At 45.7% G+C, this 14,687-nt stretch carries 14 protein-coding genes; 7 read left to right on the top strand and 7 right to left on the bottom strand.

Annotation, left to right across the window (positions count from 1 at the left end; translation table 11 throughout):
* Positions 1-13: 13 nt before the first annotated feature.
* The 4 genes from ACN0QW_RS07105 to ACN0QW_RS07120 form a co-directional block, all read right to left on the bottom strand.
* A complete protein-coding gene (locus ACN0QW_RS07105) occupies positions 14-607 on the bottom strand; it encodes a CDP-alcohol phosphatidyltransferase family protein (RefSeq protein ID WP_299374036.1) in 594 nt (197 codons plus the stop codon).
* 29 nt (positions 608-636) lie between these two features.
* A complete protein-coding gene (locus ACN0QW_RS07110; RefSeq protein ID WP_417430047.1) occupies positions 637-1,461 on the bottom strand; it encodes a CDP-alcohol phosphatidyltransferase family protein in 825 nt (274 codons plus the stop codon).
* Positions 1,461-2,159 (bottom strand): phosphatidylserine decarboxylase, encoded by a 699-nt coding sequence (locus ACN0QW_RS07115; protein WP_417430049.1) that lies wholly within the window; start codon positions 2,157-2,159, stop codon positions 1,461-1,463. The genes ACN0QW_RS07110 and ACN0QW_RS07115 overlap by 1 nt, the downstream gene beginning before the upstream one ends.
* 138 nt (positions 2,160-2,297) lie before the next feature.
* Positions 2,298-3,476, bottom strand: coding sequence for a LysM peptidoglycan-binding domain-containing protein (locus ACN0QW_RS07120; protein ID WP_417430051.1), 1,179 nt, complete (start codon positions 3,474-3,476; stop codon positions 2,298-2,300).
* A 306-nt stretch (positions 3,477-3,782) separates the two neighbouring features.
* Here ACN0QW_RS07120 and ACN0QW_RS07125 point away from each other — a divergent pair, with 306 nt between their 5' ends.
* The 5 genes from ACN0QW_RS07125 to ACN0QW_RS07145 all read left to right on the top strand — a co-directional run bounded on the left by ACN0QW_RS07125 (position 3,783) and on the right by ACN0QW_RS07145 (position 7,903).
* A complete protein-coding gene (locus tag ACN0QW_RS07125) occupies positions 3,783-4,367 on the top strand; it encodes a TIGR00730 family Rossman fold protein (protein ID WP_417430053.1) in 585 nt (194 codons plus the stop codon).
* 106 nt (positions 4,368-4,473) lie between these two features.
* Positions 4,474-5,688 carry an NADP-dependent isocitrate dehydrogenase gene (locus tag ACN0QW_RS07130; RefSeq protein WP_417430055.1) on the top strand — a complete coding sequence of 405 codons (1,215 nt, stop codon included), beginning with the start codon at positions 4,474-4,476 and terminating at the stop codon, positions 5,686-5,688.
* Positions 5,689-5,693: 5 nt separating this feature from the next.
* Positions 5,694-6,239 (top strand): peptidylprolyl isomerase, encoded by a 546-nt coding sequence (locus ACN0QW_RS07135; RefSeq protein ID WP_417430057.1) that lies wholly within the window; start codon positions 5,694-5,696, stop codon positions 6,237-6,239.
* Between the two features lie 188 nt (positions 6,240-6,427).
* Positions 6,428-6,916 (top strand): peptidylprolyl isomerase, encoded by a 489-nt coding sequence (locus tag ACN0QW_RS07140; protein WP_417430059.1) that lies wholly within the window; start codon positions 6,428-6,430, stop codon positions 6,914-6,916.
* A 144-nt stretch (positions 6,917-7,060) separates the two neighbouring features.
* Positions 7,061-7,903, top strand: a complete 843-nt coding sequence (locus ACN0QW_RS07145; RefSeq protein WP_417430061.1) for a mechanosensitive ion channel family protein — start codon at positions 7,061-7,063, stop codon at positions 7,901-7,903.
* 87 nt (positions 7,904-7,990) lie between these two features.
* Here the strand turns inward: ACN0QW_RS07145 and ACN0QW_RS07150 are convergent, their stop codons facing one another.
* On the bottom strand, positions 7,991-8,494 hold the full coding sequence (locus ACN0QW_RS07150) for a methylated-DNA--[protein]-cysteine S-methyltransferase (protein WP_417430063.1): 504 nt from the start codon (positions 8,492-8,494) through the stop codon (positions 7,991-7,993).
* A 127-nt stretch (positions 8,495-8,621) separates the two neighbouring features.
* Between ACN0QW_RS07150 and ACN0QW_RS07155 the strand changes: the two genes are divergently transcribed.
* Complete coding sequence (locus ACN0QW_RS07155; protein WP_417430065.1) at positions 8,622-9,836, top strand: MFS transporter; 1,215 nt, start codon at positions 8,622-8,624, stop codon at positions 9,834-9,836.
* A 97-nt stretch (positions 9,837-9,933) separates the two neighbouring features.
* Here ACN0QW_RS07155 and alaS read toward each other — a convergent pair whose 3' ends face one another.
* A complete protein-coding gene (gene alaS, locus ACN0QW_RS07160; protein WP_417430067.1) occupies positions 9,934-12,588 on the bottom strand; it encodes an alanine--tRNA ligase in 2,655 nt (884 codons plus the stop codon).
* 261 nt (positions 12,589-12,849) lie between these two features.
* On the opposite strand from alaS, the gene ACN0QW_RS07165 reads away from it, so the two are divergent.
* Complete coding sequence (locus ACN0QW_RS07165) at positions 12,850-13,380, top strand: invasion associated locus B family protein (protein WP_417430069.1); 531 nt, start codon at positions 12,850-12,852, stop codon at positions 13,378-13,380.
* A 90-nt stretch (positions 13,381-13,470) separates the two neighbouring features.
* Here ACN0QW_RS07165 and recA read toward each other — a convergent pair whose 3' ends face one another.
* Complete coding sequence (gene recA, locus ACN0QW_RS07170) at positions 13,471-14,541, bottom strand: recombinase RecA (protein WP_417430071.1); 1,071 nt, start codon at positions 14,539-14,541, stop codon at positions 13,471-13,473.
* Positions 14,542-14,687: the final 146 nt, after the last annotated feature.

Genomic DNA, 14,687 nt, shown 5'->3' on the forward strand with positions numbered 1-14,687 from the left:
TGGCTTTTTTGATTTAATCGTCAAAAAGACTAAGAGCTGCGTGTATTCTGAAGCTGGTCGTCAACCAGCATAGCGCGCCAAAAAACCACGCCATCAAGGCAAACTTATCCGGCCAGAGACATAGAGCGAAAAAAAGCAGAATGGTCTCAGTCCCCTCGGTCAAGCCACCAAGATAGTAGATACTTTTTTTTCCGCGTATGTCAGTGGAAATATTTTTCTTAGCGGCAACGATGGCAAAAGATAAAAACGACGCCCCGGTTCCCATAAATGAGAAAATAAGGAATGCCGCTGCCAGCCCATTTTCTTCAGGCATCGCCAAGGCAAAACCAAAAACAACAGCCGAATAGAAAATAAAATCGAGGGTGATATCAAGATACCCCCCCAGATCGGTGATACCCTGTTTTCTGGCAACAGCGCCGTCCAGACCGTCACAAAGCCTGTTAAAAGCAATCGCTATTATAGCCAGATAGTAAGATTCGGTGGCAAGCGCAGGGACGACGAGCATCCCCCCAACAAAGCCAATCCAGGTTATTTGATTAGCGCCCAGCCCTGAACGTGAAAGAACCTCCCCTATTTTATCAAGGGGAGGGTCAATTTTCGTTCTCATCCAAGCATCAAACATAACGCGCCTGAAACTTATTCTTTTTCAGAAGTTGTATCGTCAGTTGACGTTTTCTCATCCTCGGAATCTTTTTCTTCCTGAGCCAACATTTTCTTACGGGTTGCCTGATAGGAAAACTGGGCCAGAATGATAGAAACCAGATACCCAATACCCGCAACACTCAGGAAAACCCAAGGCGTACTGTATAAGAACATAATACAAACAGCAAAGCCCAGTAGAACAAGACCAACATACCGTCTTGGGATGCGAATACGTTTGGATGAATAGGTCGGGATCGTACTGACAAAAAGTGCGCCCACAGCAACCAGCATCACACCATTCAGAACAGACGAGCGAAAGATATCATCGCCCAGTTCGAATGACAGAACAACAGGAATAAGCACAAGCCCTGCGCCACAAGGGGCAGGAATACCTGTAAAAAACTTGGATGCCCATGGAGGGGGATTTTCATCCAGCAAGCTGGTGTTAAACCGGGCTAACCGCATACCACAACAGACAGCAAAGAAAAGAGAAACAGCCCAAGCAAGTCCACCTGTACCATCCATTGCCCATAGATAAATAACCAACGAAGGAACAACACCAAAATTGACAAAGTCAGCAAGTGAATCAAGTTGTGCACCAAATTCACTTGTTCCCTTCATCAAGCGTGCAACGGGGCCATCCAAACCATCAAGTATCATTGCAACAACGATACCAATAACGGCCAGTTTCCAGTTCCCCTCAAGCGCCGCACGGATCGCAGATAAACCCGAACAAAGTGCCATCAAAGTAATGGCGTTTGGTATCAGGCGATTTACAGAAAATCCATGAAGTCGACGACGACGCTTGAGACCAGACATTAGCGTACCTCTGTTTCGCGTTGTGATTCATCAGACAGAAGATCGGCAATCACAGTTTCGCCACCAATCATTTGCTGCCCAACAGAAACAAGCGGTGCAATACCGTCTGGTAAGTAAATATCTGTACGGCTGCCAAAACGGATCAGACCAAAACGTTCCCCCGTTTTAACTTCTTGTTCCAACGTCAGATTACAGATAATACGGCGCGCGATCAGACCAGCGATCTGTACAAACGCGATCTCTTTACCGTCATTGGCCTCCATTTTGACGGACATGCGCTCATTAAGCTCGGAAGCTTTATCAAGTGCTGCGTTAAGGAAAGCACCATGATGATAGGCCAGCTCTGTAATTTTACCTGCAGTCGGAACACGGTTAACGTGCACATCAAAAACACTGAGAAAAACAGAAACACGCATTCGTGGTTCAGTCCCCATATTCAATTCAGCGGGTGGAACTGCCGTTTCAACGGCACTTACGTGCCCATCAGCAGGACTGACAACAAGGCCTTCACGAACTGGCGTCTGTCTCTCCGGGTCCCGGAAAAAATAAGTACAGAATGCTGCGATGATTAGCCCGACTATTGCCAAAGGCTTCCATATCAAAGCAAATCCAACGCTTAGCGCAAGTGCGCCGCCGACAAAAGGCCAACCAGCTTTATTAATAGGCACTAGAATGTGCTTCAGCACTGCCGTCTCCATTCAATATTCTAACAATAAGTGACGTAGCTCTGTATTCGAAGTATGAGCTACATATAACATTTGGGCTGTAATACTGTATTACGAGGTTCAATGTAAGGTATTTTCCGAAAATCTCTTAATTTTACGTCGAATTATGACTTAATTTTCTTTGGGAAGGACAAAAATTTGCCCTGGATAAATCAAATCCGGGTTTCTGATCTGATCCTGATTTCGATCAAAGATAACAGCATAACGCGCGCCCTCTCCGTAAATAGCACGTGAAATACGCCACAAACTATTACCCGGTTGAACAGTCACAACTCGTTCATCGGGAAGGGATTCAACTTTACCCGATCGCGAGAAGGGTATTTCGACACGCGCGATCACTTTTCCTTCGCCATCAACCTGATCAATGCGGAGTTGATGTAATCCTTCTTGAACATTCTTTTCTGCTTCTACAGTCCAGCGCCCTTCTTCATCCGTGACGCCCTGCCCCACAAATTCGTTGTTTAAATAACCAACAACCTTTTGTCCTGGCTGTGATGTTCCACCGATAATAGTTTGCCCCGCATCGTCATAATCAACGCTATCCAGCGCCAGATCTCCATCTTTGATGCCTTCGTCTTCTATCTTCTCGGGAAGCTGAATCACTTTTGATACGCCGCCCTTTTCTTCTGGGACGAGAACAGCAAGCGCGGACTTATCCCCGACCGGGACATCAACAATCGCGACTTCAGCAGATTTGAGTTTTACGCCCTCTTCTTCATTATTAACCTGCAACCCCAGTTCATGGGCCCCCGGTGCGAGCGGTGTCTCTAAAACGTAGGCCCACTGACCATTTTCATCGGCCTGTACACTTCCAAGTAAGGTTGTTCCATCCACAATGCGTACATCGCTCCCCGCGGGCGCCCTGCCAGCGAGAACAGTATCCCCTGTTTTCTCTACCCTAATCACATCAAAAGACAAAGACGGGTCAACAATTACTGCCGTTGATTGTTCCCCATCAGAAGATTGTGTCTCGGAAACATCAGTTACTATTTCTGTAAAAGATTCTTCAGCCTTTTGGCTCTTCTCGGAGCCTTCTGGTGAAGAAACTTTAGACTCACTTCCTTGCTCTGTATCATTTGTTGCAACGTCATTTTCGATCGTTACTGGTTCGGAAGTACTCGGTTCCCCAGAAAGTTTATTTACAATCTTTTTAGGGGCATCCTTTGAAGTACTCGTGCTATCCACGACCATAGTAGAATCAGGATCATCATCCAAGACATACCAAATCGAGACGCTGCCCCCTAACAGAACGACAACGGCTACGAGTAAAACAATGAGGGTACGGCTCAAAGATGCCTCCTAAGATCTCTATCTTGACTGATACTATTCTATAGTCAAAGCAGGTGGGAAATTTCCCCGCAGACTAACATTCTTCTAACTCTAGGTTAAGTCCTTATGGGAAAAGAACAAGAGCTATGACATTTTTAGACAACAAAAAATGTCATAGCTCTTGTTCGTCTGCCTTTTCCAGATGATTGCCATTGTTAAAACTAAAGATATAATTAAGAACATCGGCACGTCGAAGAGGGTCCAGCCCTGTCATCTACGTGCCGTTTTGCAACTCTGCACAAAAATAATAAGAAAAGGAATTTATCAATGACCAACATTAAATCTATCTGTGTTTATTGCGGTTCATCAAACCTTGTAAGTGATGAACATCTTGCAAAAGCCCATCAGCTTGGTCGCCTAGCAGCAGAAAATGACATTGAAGTTGTCTATGGTGGCGGACGTGTTGGGTCAATGGGACGGGTCGCTGACGGTGCTTTGGCTCATAATGGCACCGTAACGGGGATAATACCTGAATACCTAGATAAGTTAGAAGTTGCACACAAAGACGTAAATGAATTGATCGTTGTTGATTCCATGCATACTCGTAAAATGGCAATGTTCGAACGCTCAGATGCCTTCTGTATCTTGCCTGGCGGCCTGGGAACTCTGGATGAGTTTTTCGAAATTGCGACCTGGAAACAACTTGGCATGCATGACAAGCCTTTAATCATTGTCAATTTAGAAAATTTTTGGACCCCGCTTTTAGACCTGATCAGGCATCAAATTTCCGCAGGCTATCTAAGGCAAAATCCTGATGATATATATAGGGTTGTCAACAACATAGAAGAAATATTCACCCAACTAAAAAGTATGCCAGAGAGCAATATTGAAACGGATCTCAAACAACTTTGATATGAATTGTTATTCCGAGTTATCTTGCACTGCAGCGAAAGACTGTTATTTTCCTCTGTGAGTTCCCCAAATTATACGAAACAAGCCGACAAACAAGGAGGCGAACATGTCCAAAATTAAGGTTAAAAATCCAATCGTCGAACTCGATGGCGATGAGATGACACGGATCATCTGGGAAAAAATTAAACAAAAGTTCATTCTTCCTTATCTTGATGTTGATCTGAAATACTTTGATCTTTCCATCGAAAGTCGTGATGAAACCGACGACCAGATCACTGTCGATGCCGCCAATGCCATCAAAGAGCATCGCGTTGGTGTTAAGTGTGCAACAATCACACCTGATGAAGCACGTGTTGAAGAATTCGACCTGAAAAAAATGTGGCGTTCGCCAAATGGAACCATTCGTAACATTCTTGGTGGTACTGTTTTCCGTCAGCCAATTATCATGGAAAATGTTCCACGCCTGGTCCCTGGTTGGACACAACCAATTGTTATTGGACGTCACGCGTTTGGTGATCAGTATAAAGCAACTGACTTCCTTGTTCCTGGCGCAGGTAAACTGACCATGACCTTCCAACCAGAAGACGGTGGAGAGCCAATTACCCGTGAGATCTTTGAGTTTCCGGAAGCTGGTGTCGCAATGGGCATGTACAACCTGGATGAATCCATCCGTGGCTTTGCCCGTGCTTGCATGAACTACGGCCTTGATCTTGGCTGGCCTGTATATCTGTCGACAAAGAATACCATTCTGAAGGCTTACGACGGACGCTTTAAAGATCTGTTTGAAGAAGTTTATCAGACCGAATTCGCTGATAAGTTTGCGGCAAAAGGTATTTCCTATGAACACCGTTTGATTGATGACATGGTTGCAGCAGCCATGAAATGGTCTGGTGGTTTTGTATGGGCTTGTAAAAACTATGACGGCGATGTTCAGTCCGATACTGTTGCACAAGGTTTTGGTTCTCTTGGCCTAATGACATCAGTTCTGATGACACCCGATGGACAGACCGTAGAAGCTGAAGCAGCGCACGGTACAGTGACACGCCACTTTCGTCTGCACCAGCAAGGCAAAGACACATCAACAAACCCAATCGCTTCTATTTTCGCATGGTCTCGCGGCTTGAAATTCCGTGGACAGTTTGACGAAACGCCGGAAGTCGTTGAGTTTGCAGAAACACTTGAAAAAGTTTGCATCGACACAGTTGAATCTGGAAAGATGACAAAAGATCTTGCGCTTCTGATCAGCCCTAATCAAGATTGGTTGACAACAGATCAATTCCTGGATGCGATCGATACTAATCTACAGAAAGCAATGAGCTAACAAATATGCCAAAAATCCTACGTAATTTACTTGCTGGCCTTCTTGCCTTGACCTTTGCGTCAACAACTTCACAGGCTGCAGATCCTGAAAACACACTGGTAATAGAACTTAAAACCGGTAACGTCTTCATCGAGATGCTTCCCAACCTTGCTCCAAACCATGTGGCGAGAATTAAGGAGCTGACACGCGAGGGCTTTTATGATGGCATTGTATTCCATCGGGTAATCGCAGGATTTATGGCACAAACCGGTGACCCTAAAGGTCTTGGTACTGGTGGATCTGGTAAAAAACTAAATGCTGAATTTTCTCGTGAACCTTATGTTCGTGGTACCGTCGGCATGGCACGTTCCCAAAGCGAAAATTCTGGGGACAGTCAGTTCTTTATCATGTTCAAAAGAACGCCGTCGCTTGATGGAAAATACACTGTATGGGGTAAAGTCATACAGGGTATGGAACATGTCGATACGATCAAAAAAGGTGCCCAGGGTAGCGGTAAAGTTAGCAACCCAGACAAAATGATTTCTGTAAGGGTACTTGCTGACATTCAGTAGCTACCCGCCCAGAAAACTCAAAAAAAGCGCTGTAATCTCGATGGATACAGCGCTTTTTATTTTCGAGAAGAAGTATGAACGCCTCTCCTCTTTTTGAATTCCTATCCCCATAAAGATGCTACCTTGCAAAAGTACTCTCAAATACCTATTTTGCTGTTAGTTTATCACACTTATTTAAGGCCTAAGCCATGACAGAAGAAACAACACCAGATCTGGAAAACACTCTCGTTATCGAACTTGATACGGGTAACGTAACCATCGAAATGCTTCCCGATCTAGCCCCTACACACGTTGCTCGTATAAAAGAACTTGCACGCGAAGGTTTTTACGATGGCATCGTATTCCACCGTGTTATTGACGGTTTCATGGCGCAAACAGGTGATCCAACCGGAACGGGTACAAGTGGCTCAGGCAAAAAACTGCGCGCAGAATTTACACAAGAACCATTTGAACGTGGTGTCGTCGGCATGGCCCGCGCACAGAATCCACATTCTGGCGACAGCCAGTTCTTCATCATGTTTGACAGTGCGCCATCACTTAACGGCCAGTATACAGTCTGGGGCCGCGTAACCGATGGCATGGAACTGGTTGATGGTATCAAAAAAGGCGCTCCGGGCAGTGGTGCTGTTGATGATCCTGACCGTATGTTATCCGTCAAAGTACTTGCCGATATCTGATCAATTTCCCGACACCTGTCGAAGGTTCGTATTTTTACTAGGTGATTTTTTTAAACCCTCGCTGTATTATCCACAGCGGGGGTTTTGTCCAATGAGGGTTTATCCGGGGGACAGCCTGTAATCTTAGAAAGAGGAACTTTGGTTGTGACAATCACCGAAGAATACACACAGCTTGTAGAACAACTTACACAAACAGCATTAGATTTCTCTTTGGAAATTTTGGCCGCACTGGCCATACTTATTGTTGGTATTTTTGTCGCCGGGCGTGTTGCAAAATACACTGAGAAGCTACTAACCAAGTCAGGAAAAGTTGATACGACCCTGAAACCTGTCATCGTAAAGATCATCCGTTATACAATTATGGTCTTTGTATTGATTGCTGTTTTGGCCCGTTTCGGTGTTGAGACAACAAGTATTATTGCTGTTCTTGGAGCCGCCGGTCTGGCAATTGGTCTGGCTCTGCAAGGAACAATGCAAAACATCGCCGCTGGCTTTATGCTGCTTTTCCTTCGCCCTCTTAAAGTTGGTGAATTTGTTGATGCCGATGGTATTTCAGGAACGGTAGAAGAAATCAGTCTGTTCATCACACATATGACCACAGTTGACGGATTGTACCTTTCTGTACCTAATTCCAAGCTTTGGTCTGCAACTGTGACCAACTACAGCAGAAACAGTAAACGCCGTACAGACATGGCAATCGGCATTGGTTACGGTGATGATATCGCAAAAGCAGAGAAAGTCGCTTTAGCCGTACTTTCTGGTGATGGACGCGTTCATAAAGATCCAACTGCACAGGTTATCATCAGCGGTTTGGGTGAAAGTTCTGTCGATCTGAATATCAGATACTGGACAGACAGCGGAGACTATTGGCCTGCGTTGAGTGACAATCGTCGGGCAATTAAAGAAGCCTTTGACAAAGAAGGCATCTCTATCCCGTTCCCACAACGCGATTTACATATTATTTCTGATGTTAAAGCTAAGGCGTAACTTTAGAAAAGATTAGACGAACTAATAAAGGCCGCTACATGCGGCCTTTATGTCGTCTGCTGCATATCGTTTAGTATCACCAAGATATCAAAGCTGTTCGTGTAACAATAACGTTTTTTTACGTTCTAATCCGCCCCCATACCCCGTCAGCGATCCATCTTTCCCAACAATGCGGTGACAAGGAATAACAATAGAAATTGGATTTAAAGCGTTCGCTGCTGCCATGGCACGGACGGCTTTGGGTTTGCCAATAATAGACGCCATAGAGCTATAGGTCTCCTTTGCTCCAAAGGGGACTTTGCACAACGCAGCCCATACTTGTTTCTGAAAATCTGTCCCGCCTGTATCCATGACCAAGTCATCGAAAGCTGTTGGAGATTTAGAAAAATAATCATCCAACCGCATATCCAAATCAGACAACCCTGAAATTTCTTCCAACAACAAATTTGGAAAGCGTCTATTCAAAAGCTTCCCCCACCGATCCTGACAATCCGTGAAATCTAGGTGGCAAAGGATATTATCGTTATAAAATGATAGAATCTGGCCAATAGGTGATTCATATCGTGAATAAGAAATCAGATCTTGTAACATTACAAATACCTTATAATAACTTGATCTCGACACAAGATCGTGATTTCAAAACAAAGTTCCTGTTCGACAAATTGCGATCAGCTCAATACTTTGTAAAATACCAATCTTCTTACCCTACCAGAGACACATGACAAGCACTTCTGATAAATGGATTTCCCTAACGATACTTGCCCTTTGTCAGGTTGCTGCAATGGCACTCTGGTTTTCGGCATCCGCTGTCCTCCCCTCACTAATAGAGGAATATAGCCTCACGTCTTTCCAACAAGCACTTTTTACATCTGCGGTTCAGGTTGGATTTGTAGTAGGCAGCCTGTCTTCTGCCCTCTTTGGTTTGGCCGATCGATTACCGCCTAAACTTTTTTTCTTAGGTTCTGCAATTATTGCAGCCTTGGCAAATGCTTTGCTACTGGCCATAGAACCAACCCACACAGTTGTGCCGCTCCTTCGTTTTATCACCGGGGTTTGTATGGCTGGAATTTATCCCGTAGGCATGCGGATGGCCGCAACCTGGGCAAAAGGCGATATGGGTCTTCTTGTCGGCCTTTTGGTCGGCGCCCTAACCCTTGGATCAGCCTCCCCACACCTATTCAATGCAATCGGCGGCATTGACTGGCGCTTTACAATTGCAACAGCTTCTGCCTGTGCTATAGCCGCGGCCATTGGCATACTTTTGTTCAAAATGGGCCCTGCGTATACTAAAGCACCCAAATTTCATCCGCGGCATATTCTCTCTGCTTGGAATATCAAATCAGTTCGTCTGGCAAACCTTGGCTATCTAGGGCATATGTGGGAACTGTATGCAATGTGGGCTTGGATCGGGATATTCCTAACCGCCAGCTTTTCGCTGACGATGGAAAGTACCGTTGCCCACAATCTTGCCAAGCTGGCAACCTTTGCCACAATGGCAGCAGGGGCTATCGGTTGTTTGGCAACAGGTTACTTAGCAGATAAGCTCGGACGGACCACATTAACCATTATAGCTATGTTAATTAGCGGTATCTGCGCTCTAACGGTTGGCCTTCTATTCGGTACTTCTCCCATATGGCTGACATTGCTCTGTGTGCTGTGGGGTATCAGCATCATTGCGGATTCAGCCCAATTTTCAGCATCAGTCGCGGAATTATCCCCGCCTGAAATCGTAGGCACAATGCTGACGCTACAAACATCATTAGGGTTTACACTCACCCTAATCACTATTCATTTGATGCCCTATGCCGTAGACCTTCTAAGTTGGACCTATGCCTTTGCTCCCTTAGCCATTGGACCGTTCCTTGGCGTTTGGGCCATGGCAAAATTGCGCCAACATCCTGACGCCCTGAAACTTGCCAATGGGAAAAAATGATCTTGATAGATTTGCGACAAACAAAACATCTAAAGACATAAAAAAAGCTCCGCAGCCTTCATAACTGCGGAGCTTTTTATTTTGAGCAAAATACTAATCAACCAAGCAACGTTTCGATTGCCTGTATCGCATCTTGAGCTTTCGAAGCGTCTGGACCACCGGCTTGCGCCATATCGGGGCGACCGCCCCCGCCTTTGCCGCCAAGAGCCGCAGAACCAGCACGAACCAAATCAACCGCAGAAACCTTGTCGGTGAGATCATCCGTCACGGCAACAACAATAGAGGCCTTACCATCAGTATCTGCAATCAGAACAATAACGCCAGTACCGATTTGTTTCTTCAACTCATCTGCTGTTGGTTTAAGGTCTTTCGGCAAAACGCCTTCTAGAACCCGAGCAGCAACTTTGATGCCGTTTACTTCCTTGAATTCGGCATCACCTGATGCGCCACCGCCACCAGCGGCAAGCTTACGACGTGCATCAGTCAAGTCACGCTCCAGCCGCTTTCTTTCCTCCAAAAGCGATGTTACACGTGCTTCCAATTCAGCAGGTGAGGCCTTCATTGCCGCAGCAGCAGCGGCCAGTTGGGTTTCCTGTGCGGATACATATTCCAGTGCAGCCTGACCTGTCACCGCCTCAATACGACGAACACCAGAAGCAAGCGCCGCTTCGGACACGATCTTAAAGAAACCAATATCTCCGGTTCTTCTGACATGCGTACCACCACACAGTTCTGTTGAGTAATACCCGCTGCCAGTAGAACTGTCTGAACCGCCCATGGAAACAACCCGGACTTCCTCACCGTACTTCTCACCAAAGAGAGCCATCGCCCCTTCTTTGATTGCCTCATCCGGGGTCATCAGACGGGTAGTAACCGGATCGTTGCGACGAATGTAATCATTTACTTCGCGTTCAACAGTAGCAATATCATCTGGGTCCAAAGGCTTTGGTTGGCTGATATCAAAACGAAGACGTTCTTTTGCCACTAAAGACCCTTTTTGCGTTACGTGCGTCCCCAAACGTCGGCGAAGAGCTTCGTGTAACAGGTGCGTCGCAGAGTGATGAGCACGCAGGGCAGAACGACGAGACACATCTACCTTCATTTCCATCGCAAGATCGACCGAGATTTCACCACGGGTCACTTTACCGATATGAATAAATAAATTGCCCAGTTTTTTCTGTGTATCGCTGATCGTAACTTCCGCACCTTCGGCAGAGAACAACAGGCCGTGATCCCCTTGCTGTCCACCACTTTCACCATAGAACGGTGTCTGGTTTGTGATAACCATCACCTGATCACCAGTCTTTGCAGTAGAAACTTCGGCACCATCTTTTAAGATTGTGAGAACTTGGCCTTCGGCTGTCTCTGTATCGTACCCAAGGAACTCTGTTCCCCCAACACGTTCTTGTATTTCAAACCAGACTTTTTCCGTTGCAGCATCCCCGGAACCGCTCCAAGCCTTACGTGCAGCAGCACGCTGCTGTTCCATAGCCGCATTGAAACCTTCGGTATCAACTGCTTGCCCCTGTCCACGCAAAACATCCTGAGTCAAATCAAGCGGGAAGCCATAGGTATCGTAGAGCTTAAAGGCAACTTCACCATTAAGCGTGCCCTTGTCACCTAACTTGTCCGTTTCAGCTGACAGTAATTTCATTCCCCGATCCAGAGTTTGACCAAAACGATTTTCTTCCAGTTTCAGGGTTTCTGTGATCAGAGCTTCTGCACGGGTCAATTCAGGGAAAGCAGTCCCCATCATTCCAACCAGAGACGGAACCAACTTGTAGATTGCCGGATCTTTAACACCGAGTTTATGAACATGGCGCATGGCACGGCGCATAATACGACGTAGAACATAGCCACGTCCTTCGTTAGACGGCAAAACCCCATCCGCAATCAAAAACGCGGTCGAACGAAGGTGGTCAGCAATAACCCGATGAGAAACGGCATGATCCCCGTCCGCATCGACACCAGTCTCGTGCGCCGAAGCTTCAATGATAGTGCGAAGTAAATCAACATCGTAGTTATCGTGTTTGCCTTGAAGAACAGCTGTAATACGCTCTAGTCCCATCCCGGTGTCAATTGACGGCTTAGGCAGATCGACCCGTGTCCGGGCATCAATCTGTTCATATTGCATAAACACGAGATTCCAGATTTCAATAAATCTATCGCCATCTTCATCGGGACTTCCCGGAGGGCCACCAAAAATGTGATCTCCATGGTCATAGAAAATTTCTGAACACGGTCCGCAAGGTCCTGTAGGACCCATCGACCAGAAGTTATCACTTGTCGAGATCCGGATAATACGATCATCGCTCAGACCCGCAATTTTACGCCAGAGAGCCGCAGCTTCTTCATCTTCGGAATAGACCGTGACCAACAACTTCTCTTCCGGAACACCATATTCTTTTGTGATCAGGTTCCAGGCATGTTCAATAGCCACATCCTTGAAGTAATCCCCAAAGGAAAAGTTCCCCATCATTTCAAAAAAGGTGTGATGTCTTGCGGTATAGCCTACGTTTTCGAGGTCATTGTGCTTACCACCTGCGCGTACACATTTCTGCGAGGTTGCCGCGCGGCTATAGGGACGTGTCTCGTTACCGGTAAAGACATTTTTAAATTGCACCATACCTGCGTTGGTAAACATCAACGTCGGATCATTTCGCGGTACCAGTGGCGAAGATTCAACTGTTTGATGACCATGTTTTGCAAAATAGTCGAGAAAGACCTTACGGATCTCATTGCCGGTAATCATTTTAATCACTTACCCTAAAACTTGGACAGGACGCATTCTTTTCACAACAGAATACGGAAAATCTTATCTGCGGTTTTAACGTGCTGCCAAGGCTCTGTCTAGACTTCGCTTACAGCATTACAATTTCCCTGCCTCAACCTTCACACAGTCCTTATTATAACTTGCCTTTAATTTTCCATGATTATTCGATATAGCTAGAACACATATCTTGTGAATCAGCATTCACGACCATTAATTTAGTAAACTGGTAATCTAAAAACCATGGCCTTTATAAATACCGGAAATATTTTCAAAACTGTTGTCAGCTGTTGTCTGTTTTTCATAGCAACGTCTTCCATTGCCACAGCCCAACAACAGGCCCCACAACGGTCAACCGAACGTTTTGAGAACTGGGCCGCGCATTGTACGGTAAATGAGCCCCTTACGTGTTACATCGTACATAATGTGACACTCGGCGATAACTCTAGCCCAGTGCTGAATCTTGCTGTTGGACGACCCGACAATAATACAGCTGGTATCACCACTCTTATTCTAACCTTACCATTAGGCATTCGCCTCCCCGAAGGTTTTTCTTTAGAGGTTGGGCCACAGCTAAAAAGGCAATATCCTTTTATCCGTTGCTTAAGAACAGGCTGCCAGTCTGAAATACAAATTGATAATGAACTTCTAAATACATTTAAAAGCCAAAATGAAGGACGGGTTGTCTTTTTTGATGCTGTCAAAAAGAAAATTGCGATCCCTTTCTCATTAAAAGGTTTCACAAAGGCTTTTGGACGGGTTACCAATCCATAATTTGGACGATAATTCAAAATAAAATTCATCCACTAAAAGAAAAAGGAGCCAACAGTAGGCTCCTTTTTTGTTTTCTAAACTAAAGAACGATTAAGCGTCTTCGGTTTCGTCTTCTTCTTTTCCTTCGAGCATGGCGTTTGCCACAATCCCTGCATTTTTACGTACAGCAGTCTCGATTTTTTTCGCAACTTCCGGATTTTCCGTCAGGAATTTTTTAGCATTCTCACGACCTTGCCCAATGCGCTGTCCATCACAAGAGAACCAAGCACCGGCCTTTTCAACAACGCCGGCTTGAACACCGAGATCAAGCATTTCACCAGTTTTGGAAATACCTTCACCATACATAATGTCAAACTCAACCACCCGGAATGGAGGGGCCATTTTATTTTTAACAACCTTCACTCGAGTTTGATTACCGGTAATATTTTCACGATCTTTAATCGCACCAATACGGCGAATATCCAAACGAACGGAAGAATAAAACTTAAGTGCGTTACCGCCTGTTGTCGTTTCCGGATTACCAAACATCACCCCAATTTTCATACGAATCTGGTTAATAAAAATCACCAGTGTACGGGACTTGGAAATCGAGCTTGTCAATTTACGCATCGCCTGACTCATCAAGCGTGCTTGCAAACCAGGAAGAGAATCGCCCATATCCCCTTCGAGTTCAGCTTTAGGAACCAAGGCAGCCACGGAATCCACAACCAACACATCCAATGCGCCAGAACGTACCAATGTATCCGTAATTTCCAACGCTTGTTCACCGGCATCAGGCTGAGAAATCAGCAACTCGCTTACGTCGACACCAAGCTTATTGGCATAGGCAGGATCAAGAGCATGTTCTGCATCGATAAAAGCACAGGTGCCACCAGCTTTTTGTGCTTCAGCAACAACATGCAGGGCTAGGGTTGTTTTACCGGATGACTCCGGTCCGTAAACTTCGACGATACGCCCACGTGGCAAACCACCTATGCCTAGGCCAATGTCCAATCCCAACGATCCCGTGGAAATAACTTCGGTCTCAACTGCCTTTCCCTCGCCCAGTTTCATGATCGAGCCTTTACCAAAAGCGCGTTCAATCTGTCCCAGGGCTGCATCTAATGCCTTTTGTTTGTCCACCGTGCTATTCTCCACTAACTGTAAGACGTTTTGTGCCATCGTTGCCTCCCTTATCCCACAGGCTCACACTTGCTGCAACGAGAACAACGTACCCTCTTTGTTCCCATCAAGCAACAAAAAAGAACATTACAGGAACATCTGTATATAAAAGAGTCTATCCGCTGTAGTTAGGCTGACATAACTAT

The organism is Kiloniella sp., assembly GCF_048259265.1.
GTDB lineage: Bacteria > Pseudomonadota > Alphaproteobacteria > Kiloniellales > Kiloniellaceae > Kiloniella.

Excerpts from the sequence above, each read along its gene's own strand:
- ACN0QW_RS07105 (WP_299374036.1), bottom strand. The coding sequence starts at position 607 with ATGAGAACGAAAATTGACCCTCCCCTTGATAAAATAGGGGAGGTTCTT.
- ACN0QW_RS07110 (WP_417430047.1), bottom strand. The coding sequence starts at position 1,461 with ATGTCTGGTCTCAAGCGTCGTCGTCGACTTCATGGATTTTCTGTAAAT.
- ACN0QW_RS07115 (WP_417430049.1), bottom strand. The coding sequence starts at position 2,159 with ATGGAGACGGCAGTGCTGAAGCACATTCTAGTGCCTATTAATAAAGCT.
- ACN0QW_RS07125 (WP_417430053.1), top strand. The coding sequence starts at position 3,783 with ATGACCAACATTAAATCTATCTGTGTTTATTGCGGTTCATCAAACCTT.
- ACN0QW_RS07130 (WP_417430055.1), top strand. The coding sequence starts at position 4,474 with ATGTCCAAAATTAAGGTTAAAAATCCAATCGTCGAACTCGATGGCGAT.
- ACN0QW_RS07135 (WP_417430057.1), top strand. The coding sequence starts at position 5,694 with ATGCCAAAAATCCTACGTAATTTACTTGCTGGCCTTCTTGCCTTGACC.
- ACN0QW_RS07140 (WP_417430059.1), top strand. The coding sequence starts at position 6,428 with ATGACAGAAGAAACAACACCAGATCTGGAAAACACTCTCGTTATCGAA.
- ACN0QW_RS07150 (WP_417430063.1), bottom strand. The coding sequence starts at position 8,494 with ATGTTACAAGATCTGATTTCTTATTCACGATATGAATCACCTATTGGC.
- ACN0QW_RS07155 (WP_417430065.1), top strand. The coding sequence starts at position 8,622 with ATGACAAGCACTTCTGATAAATGGATTTCCCTAACGATACTTGCCCTT.
- alaS (WP_417430067.1), bottom strand. The coding sequence starts at position 12,588 with ATGATTACCGGCAATGAGATCCGTAAGGTCTTTCTCGACTATTTTGCA.
- ACN0QW_RS07165 (WP_417430069.1), top strand. The coding sequence starts at position 12,850 with ATGGCCTTTATAAATACCGGAAATATTTTCAAAACTGTTGTCAGCTGT.
- recA (WP_417430071.1), bottom strand. The coding sequence starts at position 14,541 with ATGGCACAAAACGTCTTACAGTTAGTGGAGAATAGCACGGTGGACAAA.